The sequence below is a fragment of the Psychroserpens sp. genome, assembly GCF_034670085.1.
Lineage (GTDB): Bacteria > Bacteroidota > Bacteroidia > Flavobacteriales > Flavobacteriaceae > Psychroserpens.
Map to the genome: position 1 here is coordinate 311,984 of NZ_JAXMOD010000004.1, position 19,395 is coordinate 331,378.

The following is a 19,395-nucleotide window of genomic DNA, read 5'->3' on the forward strand; positions in this document are numbered from 1 at the left end:
TATAATTAATCATTTCAACTCTTGAGCCATTTCATTCTGCAATGCTTCCGCTTTTTGAGCTGCAGCTTGTGCAAAATCTTGTCCATTTGACGCATAGATAATTCCTCTAGACGAATTAACTAGTAAACCTACATTTGAGGTCATACCATATTTACAAACATCTTGTAGGTTTCCACCTTGAGCTCCAACTCCAGGAACTAATAAAAATGCTTCTGGAATTATGTTTCTTATGTCTGCCAAATATTCAGCTTTGGTTGCACCAACAACGTACATTAAATTCTCAGAATTCTCCCAAGATTTAGACGTTTCCAAAACCTGCTTATACAATTCATATTGATTGACACTTAAGGTCTGAAAATCAAATGCTCCAGCGTTAGAGGTCAACGCTAATAAAATGGTATGTTTGTTTTTCACCTCTAAAAATGGTTCTACGGAATCTTTTCCCATATAAGGCGCAACTGTTACACTATCGAAGGCTAAATCTTCTAGAAATGCTTTCGCATACATGCGGCTTGTATTACCTATATCACCACGTTTTGCATCAGCAATTGTAAAAATTTCAGGATGCTTTACATTAAGATACATGATGGTTTTCTCTAAGGCTTTCCAACCTTTTAAGCCGTAGGCTTCATAAAACGCTGTGTTAGGTTTGTAAGCCACACACAAATGATGGGTTGCATCGATTATAGCTTTATTAAAAGCAAAAATAGGATCTTCTTCATGTAATAAATGCTTTGGGATTTTATTAAGATCGACATCCAATCCAATACATAGAAAGGATTTCTTTTTTTGAATTTGTTGTATAAGTTCTTGTGTTGTCATGTCATAAAAAAAGCCTCAAAATGAGGCTTAATATTAAATATGTTCGTCACTTGCTTTTAGTTTTTCAGTATTTTCTGCAAGTTGTAATTCATCAATTATTTTTTGAATATCTCCATTTACGATGTTAGATAAATCGTATAAGGTTAAACCGATTCTGTGGTCAGTAACTCGACCTTGCGAATAGTTATAGGTTCTTATTTTTGCACTTCTATCTCCAGAGCTTACCATACTTCCACGCTTTTCAGCATCTTCAGCATTCTTTTTAGCTAATTCCATTTCATATAAACGAGAACGCAATACTTTAAAGGCTTTCTCTTTATTTTTATGTTGCGATTTTTGATCTTGACATTGCGCCACCAATCCTGTAGGTTCATGTGTTAAACGCACAGCAGAATAGGTTGTGTTTACTGATTGACCACCTGGACCAGACGAGCAGAAAAAATCAACTCGAACATCTTTAGGATTAATTTCTACATCAAACTCTTCAGCTTCAGGAAACACCATACAGGTTGCAGCACTTGTGTGCACTCGACCTTGAGTTTCTGTTTGTGGAACACGTTGCACACGATGTACTCCAGCTTCAAATTTTAAGGTTCCGTACACGTCTTCACCTGTGACTTCAAACTGAATTTCTTTAAAACCACCATTCGTTCCTTCACTGTAATCTACGACATCGACTTTCCAACCTTTACTTTCGCAATATTTAGAATACATTCTGAATAAATCGCCTGCAAAAATACTAGCTTCATCACCACCAGTTCCAGCACGTAATTCTACGACAGCATTTTTAGAATCTTCAGGATCTTTTGGGATTAATAAGAACTTAATATCGTCTTCAAGCTTAGGTATCCCTTCTTTAGCTTCATCATATTGCATTTTAGCCATTTCAACCATTTCTGCATCACTTCCATCCGAAATAATTTCTTCAGCTTCTTTTAGATTATCTGTTAATTCGATATACGCTTCACGCTTATCCATTAACAATCTCAAATCTTTGTATTCCTTATTTAGTTGAACATAGCGCTTTTGATCAGTGATAATATCTGGCTGAATGATTAAATCACTCACCTCATCAAAGCGTTGTTTTATGATTTGTAATTTCTCTAACATCTATCTCTTAAAATTGTGTTTCAAAAGTACAATATTTTATGGATTTTTTGAAGTTCATTAATTGTTAACAACTCAGAAAAATAATTTTTCAAGTTTTAACGTTATAAGTGATATGCGAAAGCAATTCACTTCCATACTAAACTATTATAAGTCAATGGCTTTTTGGTCATTTTTAGTGACTCTAACCATTACGGTTATTAATCCGGAATTGATTTTAGCACTTAGTACCAAGTTATGTTTGCTTATGGTGCTATGGTTTATGCTAAGTGATCGCAGAACGAGACAACGACTTCGTTTTTACAGAATACGCGGTGTCTCTAACTTAAAATTTTTTAGTGTAATTTTTCTGTTTGACAGCTTTGTAACTTGTGCATTTTTACTCCTTATTAAAGGATTTATTTAATACTCAAATACGCCATATTCGCTTGTTATCGTTAATCTTTTTGTTTCCGAAGTTTCCACGCGACCAATTATTTGAGCATTCACATTAAACGATTTTGAAATAGCAATAATGTCTTTAGCAATATCTGGAGACACATATAATTCCATTCGATGTCCACAATTAAACACCTGATACATTTCTTTCCAATCGGTTTTAGATTGCTCTTGAATTAATTTGAACAATGGAGGAATTGGAAACATATTATCTTTTACAATGTGTAAATTATCAATAAAATGTAGAATTTTAGTTTGAGCTCCTCCAGAACAATGCACCATTCCGTGTAGTTTTTCACTAGTGTATTTTGATAGGATTGCTTTTATAATTGGCGCATAAGTTCTTGTAGGAGACAAAACTAATTTACCAGCATCAATAGGTGAATCTTGAACAGCATCTGTCAATTTCATTTGTCCAGAATACACTAAATCTTCAGGAACAGTGGCATCAAAACTTTCAGGATATGCGGCAGCTAAATACTTATGAAACACATCATGACGTGCAGAAGTCAATCCGTTAGATCCCATTCCGCCATTGTATTCAGTTTCATAAGTTGCTTGTCCGAAACTTTCTAAACCAACAATTACATCGCCAGATTTAATATTCGCATTATCGATAACGTCAGTACGTTTCATTCGAGCGGTAACTGTAGAATCTACTATGATTGTTCTTACTAAATCTCCAACATCTGCAGTTTCACCACCAGTTGAATGAATCGTAACTCCAAACGATTTTAAATCTTGAATAAGTTCTTCAGTACCATTAATAATTGCAGAAATGACTTCACCTGGAATTAGGTTTTTGTTCCGACCAATAGTTGAAGACAACATGATATTTTCTGTTGCACCAACACATAATAAGTCGTCAATATTCATGATAAGCGCATCTTGAGCAATACCTTTCCAAACTGAAATATCTCCAGTTTCTTTCCAATACATATAGGCTAAAGACGATTTTGTACCTGCACCATCAGCATGCATAATTAGACAATAGTCTTCATCATGAGTTAAATAATCTGGAACAATTTTACAGAATGCTTTAGGGAATAATCCTTTATTGATATTTTTTATGGCATTATGAACATCTTCTTTAGATGCTGAAACACCACGTTGTGCATAGCGTTTACTTATGTCTTGACTCATAACCTAAAATTAGACCACAAAAGTAACAATTGTAATCTATTTTTTAATGTAATATTCATCATTTAAGAGATTAGAATCAATTACAGTTGCTTGTTGTTTTAGTTTTTTAGATTTCATTTTAGAACCTCCAAAATAGAAATTAACACCTAGAGCAATTCTAAAATACGTATCGTCCGAATCTCCAGCTTCAAGCCCATCTAAAGTGTCACTTAAAACGTAGTTATAGTCTGTATATAATTTCACTCCAATAGTATTAGAGGCAATATATTCAAGTCCGCCACCACCTTGAAACTTATTTGCGGTTTCTTTAAAATGGTTGGATGCGTTTAAACCTGCACCTGCAAAAACAAATGGTGAGAATCTACTGTGAGGAAGAATAGTAACTTCTAGGTTTAAATCGAATGACATGAAGCCTTCATTATATTTATCGATATAAGCCAAATTAAATTTATGATAACCTACATCAATTCCCAAATGAGGTGTAATATGTCTCTTGTAGCCAAAATGACTATAAATTTCAAACTGTGGATCAACAAAATCTCCATTAATAACTGAAGTTCCTATAGCGACATCAAATACATTTGAGCCTCTAAGGTCATAAAATTCTGTTCTGTAAGCATCTTTAATTTGTGCTTCGCCACTTGCTTCTGAAGCTTCTTCTTGTGCTAGTCCTATTATTGGCATAAGACATATACTCAATAAGACTATTGCTCTAATATAAAATGGTTGCGCTATCATCAATTTTAATATTAATTAAACATGTTAATCAATAACAAAAGAGAATTAAAGTTCACGATTTAGGGGAAAACCGGTTGGTAATATAAAAAATAAATTGTCAATAGGTTACTTTTTTTCAGTTTCACCTTTGATTAAAAAAAAAGACAAACGAATATTTATAATCCGCTTGTCTTTCTAGTCGATAGAAATAAATCTAACAGACTGTTCTTTTTTTTTGCAACTGATAAAGTGTTTACGATTCTGCTTGTAAACGCAACTCAGTCTTTACGACGTCATCATGTGTAAGGTTCTCATTGACATCCGTAGAGTCATCTTGAGAGAACAGCAGTGTAGCAAACATTAATGCAGCCGCACTTAATAGTAACTTCTTCATTTTTACAAAAATTGATTAATAGCACTACAAACTTAATGAATTATGTTACTGTGGGTAAGAGGTTAACACCTTTTTCGATTAGTTGTAAAAATAAGGCGTTGAAATACCACTTTTTTCTTACAAACTGGGTAGAAATACGTATAAAACTCGATAATTTTAACATAAAAAAACCTACAAAACAATAGAAATCTACTGTCATATAGGCGAGTTTTTATTGGTTTTAATTGACTAGATCAATAGAAACCAATAGGATTAGAATTAATAATACTTGATTGATTTTTCTTTACTTTCTGAGGTGAATTCGATTTTTGACTACCAAAATAAAAGTTAAATCCTATAAGTGCATTCACATATAATTGATCTACTTCTTGCATTAGTCGGGATCCTTTTTGTTCATCATAAATATAATTGGCTTCTATTGATCCCGTTAATGCTATGTTATCGGTTATCAAATAATCGACACCTACGCCACCTTGAGTTTTATAATTTTGATCTTCAAAATTATTTGACGTTAATATTCCAGCACCAACATAAATATATGGTGTGAATTTATTGCTTGGAAAAACATACCATTCTAGATTTAAATCTCCTGAGAGAAATCCATTAGTTTCGAAATCATAATTTTTGATATCAAATTTTTTAAGGTTTCCGTTTATATTCAAATTAGGTATAACAAATCTTTTATATTGAATTTGAATGAAGTTTTCATATTCAGGAGCGTTCATTTCCCCATTCAAAAGTGTGCTTCCAACACCAACCATAATTATGTTTTTGGTTCTTAATTTAGAATTTGAAAGTGAATCAGAATTAGGCTTTTCTCCAACTGAAATTAATCCTTGCGAAAAACTGTGGATTGAGAGCATTAAAAACACACACATAATTGCGTGTTTAATTGTTGTAGGTGTAATCATAATCACATTTTAGTTTGTATACTTATGCATACTAGTTGTTAGGGTTTACTGTAAAATGGATTAATTAAACACTAGCAATCGTGTTGTTGACTATTGTAATACTCTAATTGTAATGCTATACATTTTCAACTATAGGGACGACTATTACAATACAATTGCGCCCAAATAACTATAATTCTTAGCGAGTAACTCTTATAAACTCGATTACTCGTTTAAAAAAATAGTTGAAATGTGATTTTTTTGTCAATAAACAATAAGTTATTTTGTAAATAGAAGTTCTCTATATTTTGTTAATGGCCAAAGTTCGTCATCAACCAAAAGTTCTAATTTATCACAATGATATCTGATATCTTCAAACAATGGCTTTACTATATTACAATAAGCGATAGCTTTCTTTTCTAGGTTGTCTATAGCATTTGCTTTTTTTCGTTCTTCAGTCATTTTAGTCACAATAGAATTGATCCCTTCAATGTGACTAGAGATTTCTTCAATAAGATTGAGTTGTTCTTTTGCAAGTTTTTTAAATGATGCTCCATAAATTTCTTTAAGACCTTTTACATTTTCAATTAAAATATTTTGATAGCGTACAGCAGTTGGCACCACATGGTTTCTAGCAATATCACCTAAAACGCGTCCTTCAATTTGAATTCTTAGCACATATTCTTCAACTTCAATTTCATAGCGTGCTTCAGATTCAATTTTGTTCATAACATTCATGTCTTCAAAAAGCTGAATGGCTTTCTTTGACACTTTTGCTTTTAAGGCTTCAGGTGTTGTTTTATTATTACTCAACCCTCTCTTCTTAGCTTCTTTTTCCCAAGCTTCCGAATACCCATTCCCTTCAAACAAAATATGTTTTGATTTTTTAATATACTCTCTAAGTACATTAAAAATTGCATCATCTTTCTTCATGTCTTTTTTAGATATCAAGCCTTCCACTTCATTCTTAAAATCAACTAATTGCTTTGCAACAATAGTATTTAGAACTGTCATGGGATTTGCGCAATTTGCTGTCGAACCTACAGCTCTAAATTCAAATTTATTTCCTGTAAACGCAAAAGGTGATGTTCGGTTTCTATCCGTATTATCTAATAACACGTCAGGAATTTTTCCAACGACGTTTAATTTTAAATCCGTTTTTTCTTGAGGCGATAGTTTACCGTGAGTAACATTTTCTAACTCATTTAAGGTATGCGTTAATTGCGCTCCTATAAATACTGAAATAATTGCAGGAGGCGCTTCATTTGCGCCTAATCGATGATCATTGCTAGCGGAAGCAATTGCCGCCCTTAGTAATTCTTCATTATCATAAACCGCTTTAATTGTATTTATAAAAAAAGTTAAAAACTGAAGATTGCTCATTGGCGTTTTTCCTGGACTCAACAGGTTCACTCCAGTATCAGTACTTAAGCTCCAATTGTTATGTTTCCCAGAGCCATTTACACCTGCGAATGGTTTTTCGTGAAATAAAACTTTAAAGTTATGGCGCTCTGCTATTTTATCCATCACATCCATTAATAACGAATTGTGATCTACTGCTAAATTGGCTTCTTCATAAATTGGTGCTAATTCAAATTGATTTGGTGCCACTTCATTATGTCTCGTTTTCACAGGTATGCCCAATAACATACATTCTGTTTCCAAATCACGCATATAAGCCATTGCTCGATTTGGAATGGTTCCAAAATAATGATCATCTAATTGCTGACCTTTAGCAGGCGAATGCCCAAGAAGGGTTCTTCCTGTTAATGTGATATCTGGTCTTGATTTTGCCAATCCACTATCTATTAAAAAGTACTCTTGCTCCCAACCTAAAGAAGCATTTACTTTTTTTACATTCTTATCAAAATATTTACAAACTGCAACAGCTGCATTATCTACAGCTTGAAGTGCTCTTAATAAAGGTGTTTTATAATCTAAAGCTTCACCAGTATAAGACACAAATACCGTGGGAATACACAAAGTTGTACCATATACAAAAGCTGGAGATGTTGGATCCCAAGCTGTATATCCTCTAGCTTCAAAGGTATTTCTTATGCCACCATTTGGGAAACTAGACGCATCAGGCTCTTGCTGAACTAATTGTCCGCCTTCAAATTTTTCAATAGCCAAACCGTTTCCTATAGTTTCAAAAAAAGCATCGTGTTTTTCAGCCGTTGCACCTGTTAGAGGTTGGAACCAATGTGTATAATGCGTTGCACCTTTAGAAATTGCCCATTCTTTCATTCCTGTAGAGATATGATCTGCAACAACTCTATCTATTTTAGTACCATTTTTAACCGCATCAATAACACTTTCAAAAGCGTCTTTGGTCAAATATTGACGCATTGTAGATTCATTAAATACATTCGCACCAAAAATTTCAGAGCGTCTAACATTTTCCTCAATTTTTACTGGTTTATGGTTAAATACTTCTTTTAATGCATGAAATCTTAATGTAGACATAATATGTATATTGAATTTTATAGGGCAAATTTAATCAAAAAATTAATTTATATTAATTCAACCCCTAAAAAAATGGGGTTTAAACAATTGTTAATAACCTTTCGTCTAAAATTACCCCATTTTTTTCAACCTTTAAATAAAAATATTAAATTTGTCCTTTAAATTTTTAAAAATAAATTAGCATGAGCAAATCTAAGTTAGAATACATTTGGTTAGATGGTTACAAACCAACTCAAAACATGAGAAGCAAAACTAAAGTTGAAGAAAATTTTAGTGGTAAATTAGAAGACTGCCCTATTTGGTCTTTTGACGGAAGTTCAACGAGACAAGCAGAAGGAGGTTCTTCTGATTGTTTACTAAAACCTGTAGCAATCTATCCAGATCCTGCTAGAAAAGATGGTTATTTAGTAATGACTGAAGTTCTAAATGCTGATGGCACACCACACGAGTCTAATGGAAGATCGACTATAGATGATGATGATAATGATTTCTGGTTTGGTTTTGAACAAGAATACTTCATCATGGATACTCATACACAATTACCTTTAGGGTTCCCGATTGGTGGTTATCCTGGACCACAAGGAATGTATTACTGCTCTGTTGGAGGAAGACATACACACGGAAGAACATTTGTTGAAGAGCACGCAGATTTATGTATTGCAGCGGGCTTAAATTTTGAAGGCATAAATCAAGAAGTTGCTTCTGGACAATGGGAATACCAATTATTTGCAAAAGGTGCTAAAAAGGCAGGTGATGAAATTTGGATCTCTCGTTATTTATTAGATCGTTTAACTGAACAATATGGCTACTATATTGAGTACCATCCAAAACCAGTAAAAGGTGATTGGAACGGTTCTGGTATGCATGCAAATTTTTCGAATACAGTCTTAAGAACATGTGGTTCGAAAGAAACTTACGAAAAAATATGCGAAGCCTTTAGACCTGTTGTAGATGAGCATATGGCTGTTTATGGCGAGTTTAATGATGAGCGATTAACTGGGTTACACGAAACTGCACATGTATCAGATTTCTCATATGGAATATCAGATAGAGGAGCATCTATTCGTATCCCTATTATTACTGTAGAGAAAGGTTGGAAAGGATGGCTAGAAGATCGTCGTCCTGCTTCAAATGGTGATCCTTATAAAATTGCTGGTCGTATTATTAAGACCGTAAAATCTGCTAATATTAGCTAGATTCTAAAAATAATTTTGCTTAAAAACGTCTTCTTTAACTTATTAAGAAGGCGTTTTTTAGTTTAAGATTTAAATGCAAAAAAGATAAACATCCCATAAGCAACTACCAACAATAAACCTTTGTACCTTGATATGTTGAAACGTTTTGGAATAATTATTAAAGGAATTAACACAGCGGCAAAAGCTAACATCCAATAAATGTCGCGTGATAGGATTGACGCCTCTGTAACTTCAATCGTTTTAATAATTGATGTAAGACCCAATACTGAACCTATATTAAAAATATTCGATCCAATTAAATTACCAAGCGACAAGGCTTTTTCCTTTTTTACGGCTGCAATAACAGAAGCTGCTAGCTCAGGAACACTTGTGCCAATTGCAATTACTGTTGCCGCAATTACGGCATCGCTAACACCAAGAGTAGTTGCCAATTCTTTAGCTCCATCAACTAACCAAACTGAACCAAAATATAATGCAGTTGCACCAATAAGTAACCAAATAGTAATTTTAAAATTTGAAACAACAGCTAGACTAACATCGACTTGCTCTATTACTTTTTCTTTCTTAGCAACTTTTATAAGCAAGATTAGAAATAAGATTAAAGCTCCAAATAAAACGCCACCTTCAATTGGTGTAAGTTTATTATCATTATTTAAAAAGTAATATAATGCTATAGAAAAAAGCATCATTACTGGCCAATTGAGTTTATAAAAACTTTTATCAACAGCAATTGAACTAACTAAGGCTGTAATCCCTAACACCAACCCAATATTGGCAATATTTGATCCTATTACATTATTTATGGCAATTGCTGGAGAACCAGATAATGCAGCATTTAAACTTACTAATAGCTCTGGAGCAGAGGTTGCAAAACTTACAACTGTCATCCCAATTACCATTTTAGATATGTTCAACTTAAAGGATAAAGCAACAGAAGAACGGACTAAAAACTCACCTCCTACTACCAAAAGCAACAATCCTAAAATGATCCAAAGTAAACTCATGAAAATTAATTTTCACGAAGATAATACTTCATCTGATTAATCATAAAATTAGTTTTTAAAACTTAAAATTTAGTTAAATAACTAAATTCATAGTTGTATAACTACAAAAATAGTTATAGATTTGTTTCCATAATAATCAAAATCATTTAACAGTGCAAAAACTCACAAATAAAGAAGAAGAGATCATGCAGATTTTATGGAAGCTAGAAAAAGCCTTTGTAAAAGATGTTCTTGCTGAGATTAAAAACGATAAGCCGCATTATAATACACTTTCTACTATTATAAGAAATTTAGAAGAGAAAGGTTATGTGAGTTACAATGCCTACGGCAAAACACATCAATACTTTCCTGTAGTTAGCAAAGAAGCCTATAAAGAGCGTTTCATGAATACGGCTATAGAAAGCTATTTTAATAATTCTTATAAGAATGTTGTTTCCTTTTTTGCCAAAGAGGAAAAAATTAGCGTCGACGAATTAAAAGAAATCATTGCTTTAATTGAAAAAAAGAACTAATTATGGACTATCTTTTAAAAGCTTCAGCAGTACTACTCATCTTTTATATCTGTTACAAGTTGTTTTTACAACGTGATACTTTTTTTCAAACTAATCGCTGGTTTCTGCTTTGCGGACTCGTTCTAGCTTCATGTATTCCGTTGATTGTAATTCCTATTTACATTGAATACACTCCTATTGCCGCATCAGGTTTTAGTTATACGACAACTCATGCTTCAGATGCCATTCCGAATGTAATTGCCAATGAACCTTTTGATTATTTGCAAGTAATCATTTGGACATATATTGCCGGTATTTTATTTTTTATTGGAAAGTTATGTGTTGAATTTTTATCACTTCGAAAGGTTTTAAAAACAAGTGAAGAAACAGCTTCAACTGGTTATTTTAAATTATTGGAAACTTCTAATGATGTTGCTCCATTTTCGTTTTTCAATAAAATCGTTTATAATCCAAATCAATTCTCTACTGAAGAATTGACCCATGTTATTAATCATGAAAAAATTCATGCGAAACAATACCATTCTATAGACACAATTATTGCACAACTATCTTGTATTCTATTTTGGTTTAATCCAATTGTTTGGCTTTACAAAAAAGCCGTACAGCAAAATTTAGAGTTTATAGCAGATCAAAAAGCCCAATATATTTCACCTTGTGAAAAAAGTTATCAAACTGTTTTATTGAAAGCTAGTGTCCAAAATCATCAATTAGCATTCACTAATAATTTCTATACATCATTAATCAAAAAACGAATCGTTATGTTACACAAATCAAAATCAAAAAAATTGAATCAATTAAAACTCATTTTAGTGTTGCCTCTTTTGGCTGGTTTTATGATGAGTTATAATACTAAAACAATATATATTGAAACTAATACAGATAATGAAGAGAACACTGAAGAAGTTACCGATCAAGATGAGATTATAGAAATCATCATCACTAAAAGCACCAGTGATGATAATCTTTTAGAAATTAAAGACGCTTTAGAAAAGAAAGGCATCACTTTTAATTATAAAGATGTTAAACGAAATTCAGATGGAGATATTACTGCTATACATACAGAGTTTAAAAGTGAAAAAAACTCTTCAAACTATAATATTTCTGGTGATGAAGGGATAAAGTCATTCCGTTTTAAAAGCGACAAAAATGGTTTTGGTGTTGGTACATTAGACAGTAACACTTTCACTTATAAAACCAAAGGCAGCGGAAGTAGTGTTAAAATGCAATCAACTAAGGGCTCTGGAAAGGTACTTATAATTGAGGAAGATGACGACAACGGAAACTCGACTGTCGATGTTAGAGTTTTAAAAAACAAAGACAGCGTTTATCTCATGAATAAGGATGATAAAATAACTTGGTCATCAGACGACAACAACTCGAATGTTTTTATTGAAGACTCAGATGAACCGCTTTTCATTATTAATGGTAAAAAAGTCAAGAAATCCCTTTTTGAAGATGTCGATTCTGATGACATTGAATCGGTATTTGTTATCAAAGGTGATAACGCTTTAAAAAAATATGGCAAGGATGGAAAAAACGGTGTTATTTTAATGACAAAAAAAGGATCGAAAAGTTTATTTTCAGAATCTGAAGACACTATAATCTTAAATTCTAGTAACAATTTCACATTTGAAACCGATGGTGATGAACCACTGTATATATTGAATGGAACCGTTATAACTAAAGACAAAATGAGTGCCATTAATTCAAATGATATAAATAGCGTTGAAGTACTAAAAGATGAGTCGGCAGTTAAATTATATGGTAAAAAAGGAAAAAACGGAGTGGTCATTATAAACAGTAATGGGTTGAAAAAATCAGAATTTTTCTCAAATGGCAACAAAAATGTCATTGTTGAAGTTGATGAAGAAAGTCCTTGGAAAGTTGAAACTGCTGTTACAAGTGTTCAATTTTTTGATGATGAACATAACTCGGACACCATTGAATTTATTATCGTAAAAAACTCAAGTGATGCTTTTTTAGAAACACAAAAAAACAATTTAAAGACGTTAGGTATTGACGCGAAATTTACTAAAGTAAGACGTAATAAAGCTGGAGAAATAACAAGTATAAAAATTTCTTTAGATGACAATCAAGGTAGGAAATCAAGTGCCAGTTGGAGAGAAAAAAACCAAGCCATTCCTGATATTGTAATGGGCAAATCTAATGATGATAAATTGTATGTAAGAGCAATAGGAAATTGATTTTAACCCTTAAAACAAAAAAGCCCAAATTAAAATTTGGGCTTTTTTGTTTGTTCTAATTAATAATTATTTTTTTGACAACTTGTTTGTCATTTGAATACAGCTTCAGTACATACACACCACTAGACAATTCTAAATCTATAGACGTATCGTTTTGCAAAATGAAAGTTTTAATCATTCGACCTTCAATTGAAAGCACGTCCATTATAGTATCGCTATGTAATCCTTTAATAAAAATTCGGTTAGATGTTGGATTCGGAAACACTTGAATTCGTGAGATATCAAATTCTGAAACACTTAAGCCTTGATCCCAATCCATTCCCACTTCTGTTCCCCAAATATATTCGACTAAATCAGGTTGATCAATAAAGGGGTTTCTATTGAATTGCCAAGTATAGACTACATTATTACGATTCATCTCGTAATCGTCTGGAGGATCATTTCTATGCCAATCTAATAAGGTTGCTAAATCTCCTAACTCACCAGGACCATTTTCTGGAAACCCATTAACCACTTGAAGTCCGTTAAATCGTATTTCCATATACAAAACGCTTCTTGCCACATCTCCATAAAAGCTTCCTTGAGTAGCATTTGGACCAGTATATTGTCCATAGTGTTGATTTCCTCTAGAACTATTTTCTGGACCATCTACTACTCGTAAAGCATGTGCATCAGAATTTCCATGACGTAATGAATCTGCAGTGGTATTCCAGAAAACATTTTTTCCATCAGCTATATCGTCTTCATCTATATCAAAAAAACCTCCACGTGAACGCGGATACGTATGTTCTCGGTTCCATTTCCCAGTACTAACAGAACCTGTTTGAAAATCTAATTTAGGACGACCTTGCTCTGTATATACCAACCAAACCTGATTACTGTTTTCAGGGTTTTGATCGGCTTCTTTTAAAATATCTATAATATCTGCATAGGTTTGTGCTCTAACAACACCTTCTTCAGCGATGATATCTTGCAAAGCTTGTCTCAGTTCTGAATCTGCCAAATTATGTAAACTATCATAATAACCATTAGGCTGTGTACTTGCTACTGTTCCGTAGGTTGGATTTAAAGGTGTTCCAAAAGATGCTGTCGTAAAGTCATTATCAACGATTCGTATTTCGATATTGTCATTAAGCTGCACATAAGGAATAGGTAAGCTCACAAAACGAATTCGAGTCACCTCATCACCTTCATCGTCAGAATCATCAATCAAAGTTATGGTTGTTGACGCTGTATTTTGTCCCATAGGAATTGTAATAGATGTATTTCCTGTAAAATCTGAACTATTAAATCCTTGATTATTCAGTAATATATCAAAATTCAAGTTTTCAGTCACATTAGTCTCAGAAGTGAATGTAATATCAAAATTTTCATCTTCGTTGTATTCAGATTGTGCAACACTTATGCTAATGCCATTGAAAACAATTCCGCTTCCATCATTTAGTTGTCTTGGTGTTGGAGTTGTTGACATGTAGGTCACATTTCCACCCATATCTTCAAAGCGTTGAATAGAATTGGTATTATTACTAGAACCTTCATTGATTTGTTCGATATCAACAAAATCAGGATGGTCATTAAAAATATCGATTAAATCTAAATCATCACTATCTGCAGTATCATAGATTAATACATCAATGAGATTTGTAATAGTTGCGACTGTACCTTCCAAAAAATCAAAATCGTTAGCCTGATAAATTGCTACTGCATCCGCTCCATTTTGAATGACGTTTTCAGAAATTAATAATTGAGGAACTGGCGACACCGAATTACTACCAATTAAAAGAAGTCCGTTAACATCTGTTACGTATCCATCTAAGTCTATCGTAAAATAGCTAGAATTCATTCCAGATGTAGAACCGTTAAAAAACACTAGTACATAACCATCTAAAGAAAAATTTGGTGTTTCGGAAAGCAGCTCTACAAATTCCATATCGTCTGTTCCAGGAGTATCGCAATCTAACTCATTGATGACAACCTGAGAAAATAAGGGGTTTACCAATAAAGCTAAAAAAATAAAGAGTAAGAAGTTTTTCATTAGAAGTCTGTTTTACGCAAATGTAATCATCAATTTAGGTATAATCGATTTTTGACTTTATTAAATCATCAATTTTAACATTAAACGAGGTAAAATTATCACACTACTATAACTAAAACTATTCATCATTTTGTGTTTTCAAAATGATGAAAATGAGAAAAAGAACACTTTTTAATAGAAAACCTCCCTTGGTTTAAAAAAAAAGCAACAAAAACACCCTAGAATTATTATAATTTTATATCAAAAAAGATAATTATAGTTACAAAATACAACTTCAGATAAGAGCGTCACATAAATATTGAAATATATTTCATCTTTTTAGTTATAATATCATATTCAATTTCATCGATTTTGACAAAAACGTTTGGCTAGAAGATTCCCAAGGTTATATATTGAAAACTCAATCAAAAAAATAATCAAAATATTAACCTTTAAAACCTAGAAATTATGATGACACTTGCAAAACTTGTAATCGACTTAATCTTTTCTTTTTAATAGAAATAAAGATCAATTATAATCAATCAAAAAACAATCAACCAAAAATGTAAAACTTAGTCTAGAATAAGTTTTACATTCTCTTTAAAGCACCAATTTGGTAGCTATTCACAAAAGTCTTATTTTTAAATATCCTTATATAAACTCTTAATGAATAAAGAGGTATTTAAAACGTTAGCCAAAATAAATAAAGCAGTCTTACCTAGTTATACAAAACGTAACTTAGACCTAAGTAAAGCGAGTAAAATTCAATTAGCAATTATTGGATGGCGAGTTTATGTGACTAAGCGTGCATTAGATTAAAACAATGTTATAAGCTTGATAATTTGAATTCTCCTGAATTAAAATATTATCCTATTTTTCCTTTGAAATATTTTTACCTCGTAACTGGAATCACTGCTTTTGAGATGGCATAAATGAATCTATTGATAAAAAAAATGAAATTTAAATGGTGTATAAATCAATTCAAACACCATTGTTTCTGAATTTCATCCAAATGAAATGTAGATTGAACAACTAACCCATCAATGAGAATTATGACAAGATCTTAAATCGTTCAAAAAAAAACTCCAACACTTTATCAGTATTGGAGGTTTATATTTGAATAGTTTTTATTGTTATCGTTTGATAAATTGCTGTGTAAACACTTTTCCATCAGACTCTAAACGCAAAATATAACTCCCTTGACTTAAGCTTGATACGTCAACAGAGTGCTGTTCTAATTTTAAGTTCATCACACGTTTTCCATCAATACTGAAAATCGTTGCAATTTTTCCAACCAAACTGATAGGGCTATCAATATTGATAACTTTTCCAACTGGATTAGGATGAATAGTAATACCCTCTAAGGTCTCATCTTGTATGCTTAACGTTTGCCCTTCTACAATTACATGATGTGTATTAATTGTAGGGTCTGTAACATTATCAATAATTCCAGATGGCCAATAAATAATAATATTCGTGATAGCATTTTCAATTCCGATTCCAAAATGAGTATTTAACGTACTCATATATCGAAACCCTTCTCCGCTACGTACATCGCGAATTTGAACACCAGAAGCTGTATGAACTTCTACTCTAGCACCAATTCCGTTAATATTACTTTGAACTCCAGTTGTTGTAATTTTAACCCAATTATTATTGTTAGCATCGTTTGTATATAGAGTTCCTCCTGACATAGCATCAATAAATCCGTCGTCATTCATATCTCCGAAAGAACCATTGCTTCCCGATAAAATATTATCATACAGGGTAAATGTCATATCTCCATTTCCAAACATAATATTTCCGTGAGATGCAATATCTAAATTTCCATCGTTATCAAAATCATAGGTACAGTTTTCAATTCCAGTTGATGTTAAATCTAAAACTCCAGATGTAACAGTTACCTCAACGAAAACGCCATTTCCATCATTTCTTAATAATTTAGAGGTACCAGAACTTGCTCCAATATATACGTCCATATCACCATCATTATCATAATCTCCCCAAGCTGAAGACCATGTTTGCATTCCATCGTCAAGCCCTTGAGCAGGTGCTGTATCTGTATAAGTTCCGTCACCATTGTTAGTAAATAGCTGATTGATTGGACCACCACCACATTTTGCAATAAACATATCAATATCACGATCGTTATCATAATCAATCCAAACAGAACCATAATTTCCTCTTACAAGACCTAAATTACCTTGCCCATATGATAAATTTCCATTACCATCATTCATAAAGTATACATTGGCATCAACATCATGACATACAAAGGCATCTAAGTGACCATCATTATTAATATCTACAAAGTTTGAACGTTGTGAGAAGACGTATTCTGGACCTGAAATTTGTGTAAATCCTGTACCAGTATCATTGGCTTTCATAAATGTAACACCACTTCCTCCTCCATATAATAAATCGGTAAATCCATTTCTATCAAAATCGGCTGCTGCTAAACTCCAAGAAGGTGTATTAGATGGACTCGATGTCGTTATGTTAGTTGGTGTAGCACTTAATCCACTACCGACTTCCTGATAAAAAATATTGACAGTAGTATTATCTACAGAAACTACATCGTCTAAAAAGTCACCATTCATATCCACTGCAGCTCTTTGAGAACCTAAAACTCCAACTACAGAATTAGTAAATGTTACTGGTGGAGGTGGTGCTAAAGTAGAGAATGGTAAAGGTCCTCCCCAAATACTGGTATCCATACCACAAATAGCACGAACATACACTTCATAGATTCTTCCGGCTTCTAAATCAATTAAATTAGCATTTGGCGTATTTACGGTGGTTCCAGATCCTGTTGGAATTCCAGCTCCAGCAAGTTGTACAACATATTCCCAAGTACTTTCTCCGTTGTTTGCTGTCCAAGACACATTTGCGGTAGTCTGCGTTATGTCAGTAGCAACAATACTCGAAGGTGAAATACAGAAGGTTCCACAAGTTTCAACACGCACATAATCTATAGACATATCACCTGTAAAACCTGTTCCTGTTCCTGTATGACTAAATTCTAGATAAATTATTTGTCCTAAATAGGCGTCTAAATTGACACCTACAGGCACCCAAGCTTCAGTTCCACTTGTTTGTAGTTCTCCTGTATGTGTAAAAACAGTTGTAAAAGAGCCACCTATTGAAGTACCAACCTTTACATTTAAAGTTCCTATATCTGCGCCATAGGCATGCATATAAAAAGAGAGTTCCGCACCATCTGTCGCTGTTGACAAATCTATACCAGGACTTACCGCAGAAGCCGTATTTGATGCACTTCCAGAGGCTTCGTAATTCATAAAGCTTGAACCACTAAATGCGTTGTTTGGGCCAGTATTATTAGTTCCAGAATCATTAGGAATTTCCCAACTTCCATTTCCCGAATTTAAATCTCCTGACCAACCAGAAGGTGAATCAAACTCTTCTGTAAAGATAAATGTTGAAGATCCCGACGCACAGGCAACTCCAACTGGTCCATCTGGAGGGCAATTACTTTGTGTAATAAATCCACTATTTATTAAACAATTGACATCTTGATCATTTTGAATTTGGATGACAATATCGGTACCATTTGCAAATGGTCCAAATTGAACAATTCCAGAAGCGTTTAAAGATTGGGCAGGACTTGATTGATTGTCAGAAATCGTCAAAGAAGTCGCAGACCCAAGATCTGAAACGATAACATCTACTAAAAACCCATTGCTTGCCGCACAATCATCAACAACGGTATAAGTTGCTGAGGCATTTGTACATGTGGCGCAACTAACATTAAAATCCCATTGTGTATAATTATTCTCGGAACAATTAATAGTAAAATCAGAATTTATGGAGATTGTAATCGTATCTCCTGATGATTGAAAAGTAAGACCTGTTAGGTCTCCATTATTTCCGTAGCCATTGTATAATTCGGTTCCGTTCGTGTTTAGTACAATCAATTCGTCAAAATTATTTTCGACTTCTCCTGCATTAAATGTCACAATTAAATCTGACCCATCAGAACTTTCAAAAACGAAACTTGTAGTATCATTATCAGTATAACAATAGGTAGTATTTACAGGACCTATAGTACAATCAACAGTAGTTTGCGCACCTATAAAACAGGATACTAGTAAGGCTAACAATAATGTAATTTTTTTCATAAGCTAATTTTTACACAATGAAATCAAAAGGCTTCATTTCAAAGTCTTGTTTATAATTAAATTTAGTTGTTAATCCATAAATCCATTCACCTTTAAATAGAATCGTTTTTTCATGGATAATAGTTATACCTAAATGGCATTCTATAGTCTTATGCTTCTGTATTTTATCCAAAATACATAACATTTATTTTGTAGGTAAATTATCTTCTAAATAGGCTAATGCTATTAATTTTTCTAATTGATTTGGAGAACAATTAGCATATATAAAAACGCTATTTAACTATTGTGGTTTTATACCAACAGGAATAGATTTTTTCAATTAAAGCGTGAATATAACAAAAATAATGAT

The 19,395-nt window shown here is 32.8% G+C and carries 14 protein-coding genes; 4 read left to right on the plus strand and 10 right to left on the minus strand.

The features are described 5' to 3' along the window. Positions 1 to 9: 9 nt before the first annotated feature. The 7 genes from pyrF to VOI25_RS09250 form a co-directional block, all read right to left on the minus strand. A complete protein-coding gene (pyrF, locus tag VOI25_RS09220; RefSeq protein WP_323788773.1) occupies positions 10 to 822 on the minus strand; it encodes an orotidine-5'-phosphate decarboxylase in 813 nt (270 codons plus the stop codon). A gap of 33 nt (positions 823 to 855) precedes the next feature. Continuing rightward, complete coding sequence (gene prfA / locus VOI25_RS09225) at positions 856 to 1,932, minus strand: peptide chain release factor 1 (protein ID WP_323788774.1); 1,077 nt, start codon at positions 1,930 to 1,932, stop codon at positions 856 to 858. Between the two features lie 399 nt (positions 1,933 to 2,331). Next, the gene (locus VOI25_RS09230; protein ID WP_323788775.1) at positions 2,332 to 3,510 is read right to left on the minus strand and encodes an AIR synthase related protein; all 1,179 of its coding nucleotides are present in this window, start codon (positions 3,508 to 3,510) and stop codon (positions 2,332 to 2,334) included. 36 nt (positions 3,511 to 3,546) lie between these two features. Next, positions 3,547 to 4,248 (minus strand): outer membrane beta-barrel protein, encoded by a 702-nt coding sequence (locus VOI25_RS09235; protein ID WP_323788776.1) that lies wholly within the window; start codon positions 4,246 to 4,248, stop codon positions 3,547 to 3,549. Between the two features lie 232 nt (positions 4,249 to 4,480). Continuing rightward, positions 4,481 to 4,621, minus strand: coding sequence for a hypothetical protein (locus VOI25_RS09240; protein WP_323788777.1), 141 nt, complete (start codon positions 4,619 to 4,621; stop codon positions 4,481 to 4,483). A gap of 233 nt (positions 4,622 to 4,854) precedes the next feature. Beyond that, complete coding sequence (locus tag VOI25_RS09245) at positions 4,855 to 5,532, minus strand: hypothetical protein (RefSeq protein ID WP_323788778.1); 678 nt, start codon at positions 5,530 to 5,532, stop codon at positions 4,855 to 4,857. Between the two features lie 258 nt (positions 5,533 to 5,790). Further along, positions 5,791 to 7,977: a glutamine synthetase III gene (locus VOI25_RS09250; protein ID WP_323788779.1), complete on the minus strand. Its 2,187-nt coding sequence runs from the start codon at positions 7,975 to 7,977 to the stop codon at positions 5,791 to 5,793. Between the two features lie 182 nt (positions 7,978 to 8,159). On the opposite strand from VOI25_RS09250, the gene VOI25_RS09255 reads away from it, so the two are divergent. Further along, on the plus strand, positions 8,160 to 9,173 hold the full coding sequence (locus VOI25_RS09255; protein WP_323788780.1) for a glutamine synthetase beta-grasp domain-containing protein: 1,014 nt from the start codon (positions 8,160 to 8,162) through the stop codon (positions 9,171 to 9,173). A gap of 62 nt (positions 9,174 to 9,235) precedes the next feature. Here the strand turns inward: VOI25_RS09255 and VOI25_RS09260 are convergent, their stop codons facing one another. Beyond that, the gene (locus VOI25_RS09260; RefSeq protein WP_323788781.1) at positions 9,236 to 10,177 is read right to left on the minus strand and encodes a calcium/sodium antiporter; all 942 of its coding nucleotides are present in this window, start codon (positions 10,175 to 10,177) and stop codon (positions 9,236 to 9,238) included. A 152-nt stretch (positions 10,178 to 10,329) separates the two neighbouring features. Here VOI25_RS09260 and VOI25_RS09265 point away from each other — a divergent pair, with 152 nt between their 5' ends. Together VOI25_RS09265 and VOI25_RS09270 are read left to right on the plus strand one after the other, a co-directional pair. Then, positions 10,330 to 10,689, plus strand: a complete 360-nt coding sequence (locus VOI25_RS09265; protein ID WP_323788782.1) for a BlaI/MecI/CopY family transcriptional regulator — start codon at positions 10,330 to 10,332, stop codon at positions 10,687 to 10,689. A gap of 2 nt (positions 10,690 to 10,691) precedes the next feature. Beyond that, complete coding sequence (locus VOI25_RS09270; protein ID WP_323788783.1) at positions 10,692 to 12,893, plus strand: M56 family metallopeptidase; 2,202 nt, start codon at positions 10,692 to 10,694, stop codon at positions 12,891 to 12,893. Between the two features lie 55 nt (positions 12,894 to 12,948). Here VOI25_RS09270 and VOI25_RS09275 read toward each other — a convergent pair whose 3' ends face one another. Then, positions 12,949 to 14,928 carry an endonuclease gene (locus VOI25_RS09275; RefSeq protein WP_323788784.1) on the minus strand — a complete coding sequence of 660 codons (1,980 nt, stop codon included), beginning with the start codon at positions 14,926 to 14,928 and terminating at the stop codon, positions 12,949 to 12,951. A gap of 645 nt (positions 14,929 to 15,573) precedes the next feature. Here VOI25_RS09275 and VOI25_RS09280 point away from each other — a divergent pair. After that, complete coding sequence (locus tag VOI25_RS09280) at positions 15,574 to 15,726, plus strand: SsrA-binding protein (RefSeq protein ID WP_323788785.1); 153 nt, start codon at positions 15,574 to 15,576, stop codon at positions 15,724 to 15,726. Between the two features lie 314 nt (positions 15,727 to 16,040). On the opposite strand, the gene VOI25_RS09285 is transcribed toward VOI25_RS09280, so the two are convergent. Continuing rightward, positions 16,041 to 19,046: an FG-GAP-like repeat-containing protein gene (locus VOI25_RS09285; protein ID WP_323788786.1), complete on the minus strand. Its 3,006-nt coding sequence runs from the start codon at positions 19,044 to 19,046 to the stop codon at positions 16,041 to 16,043. Positions 19,047 to 19,395: the final 349 nt, after the last annotated feature.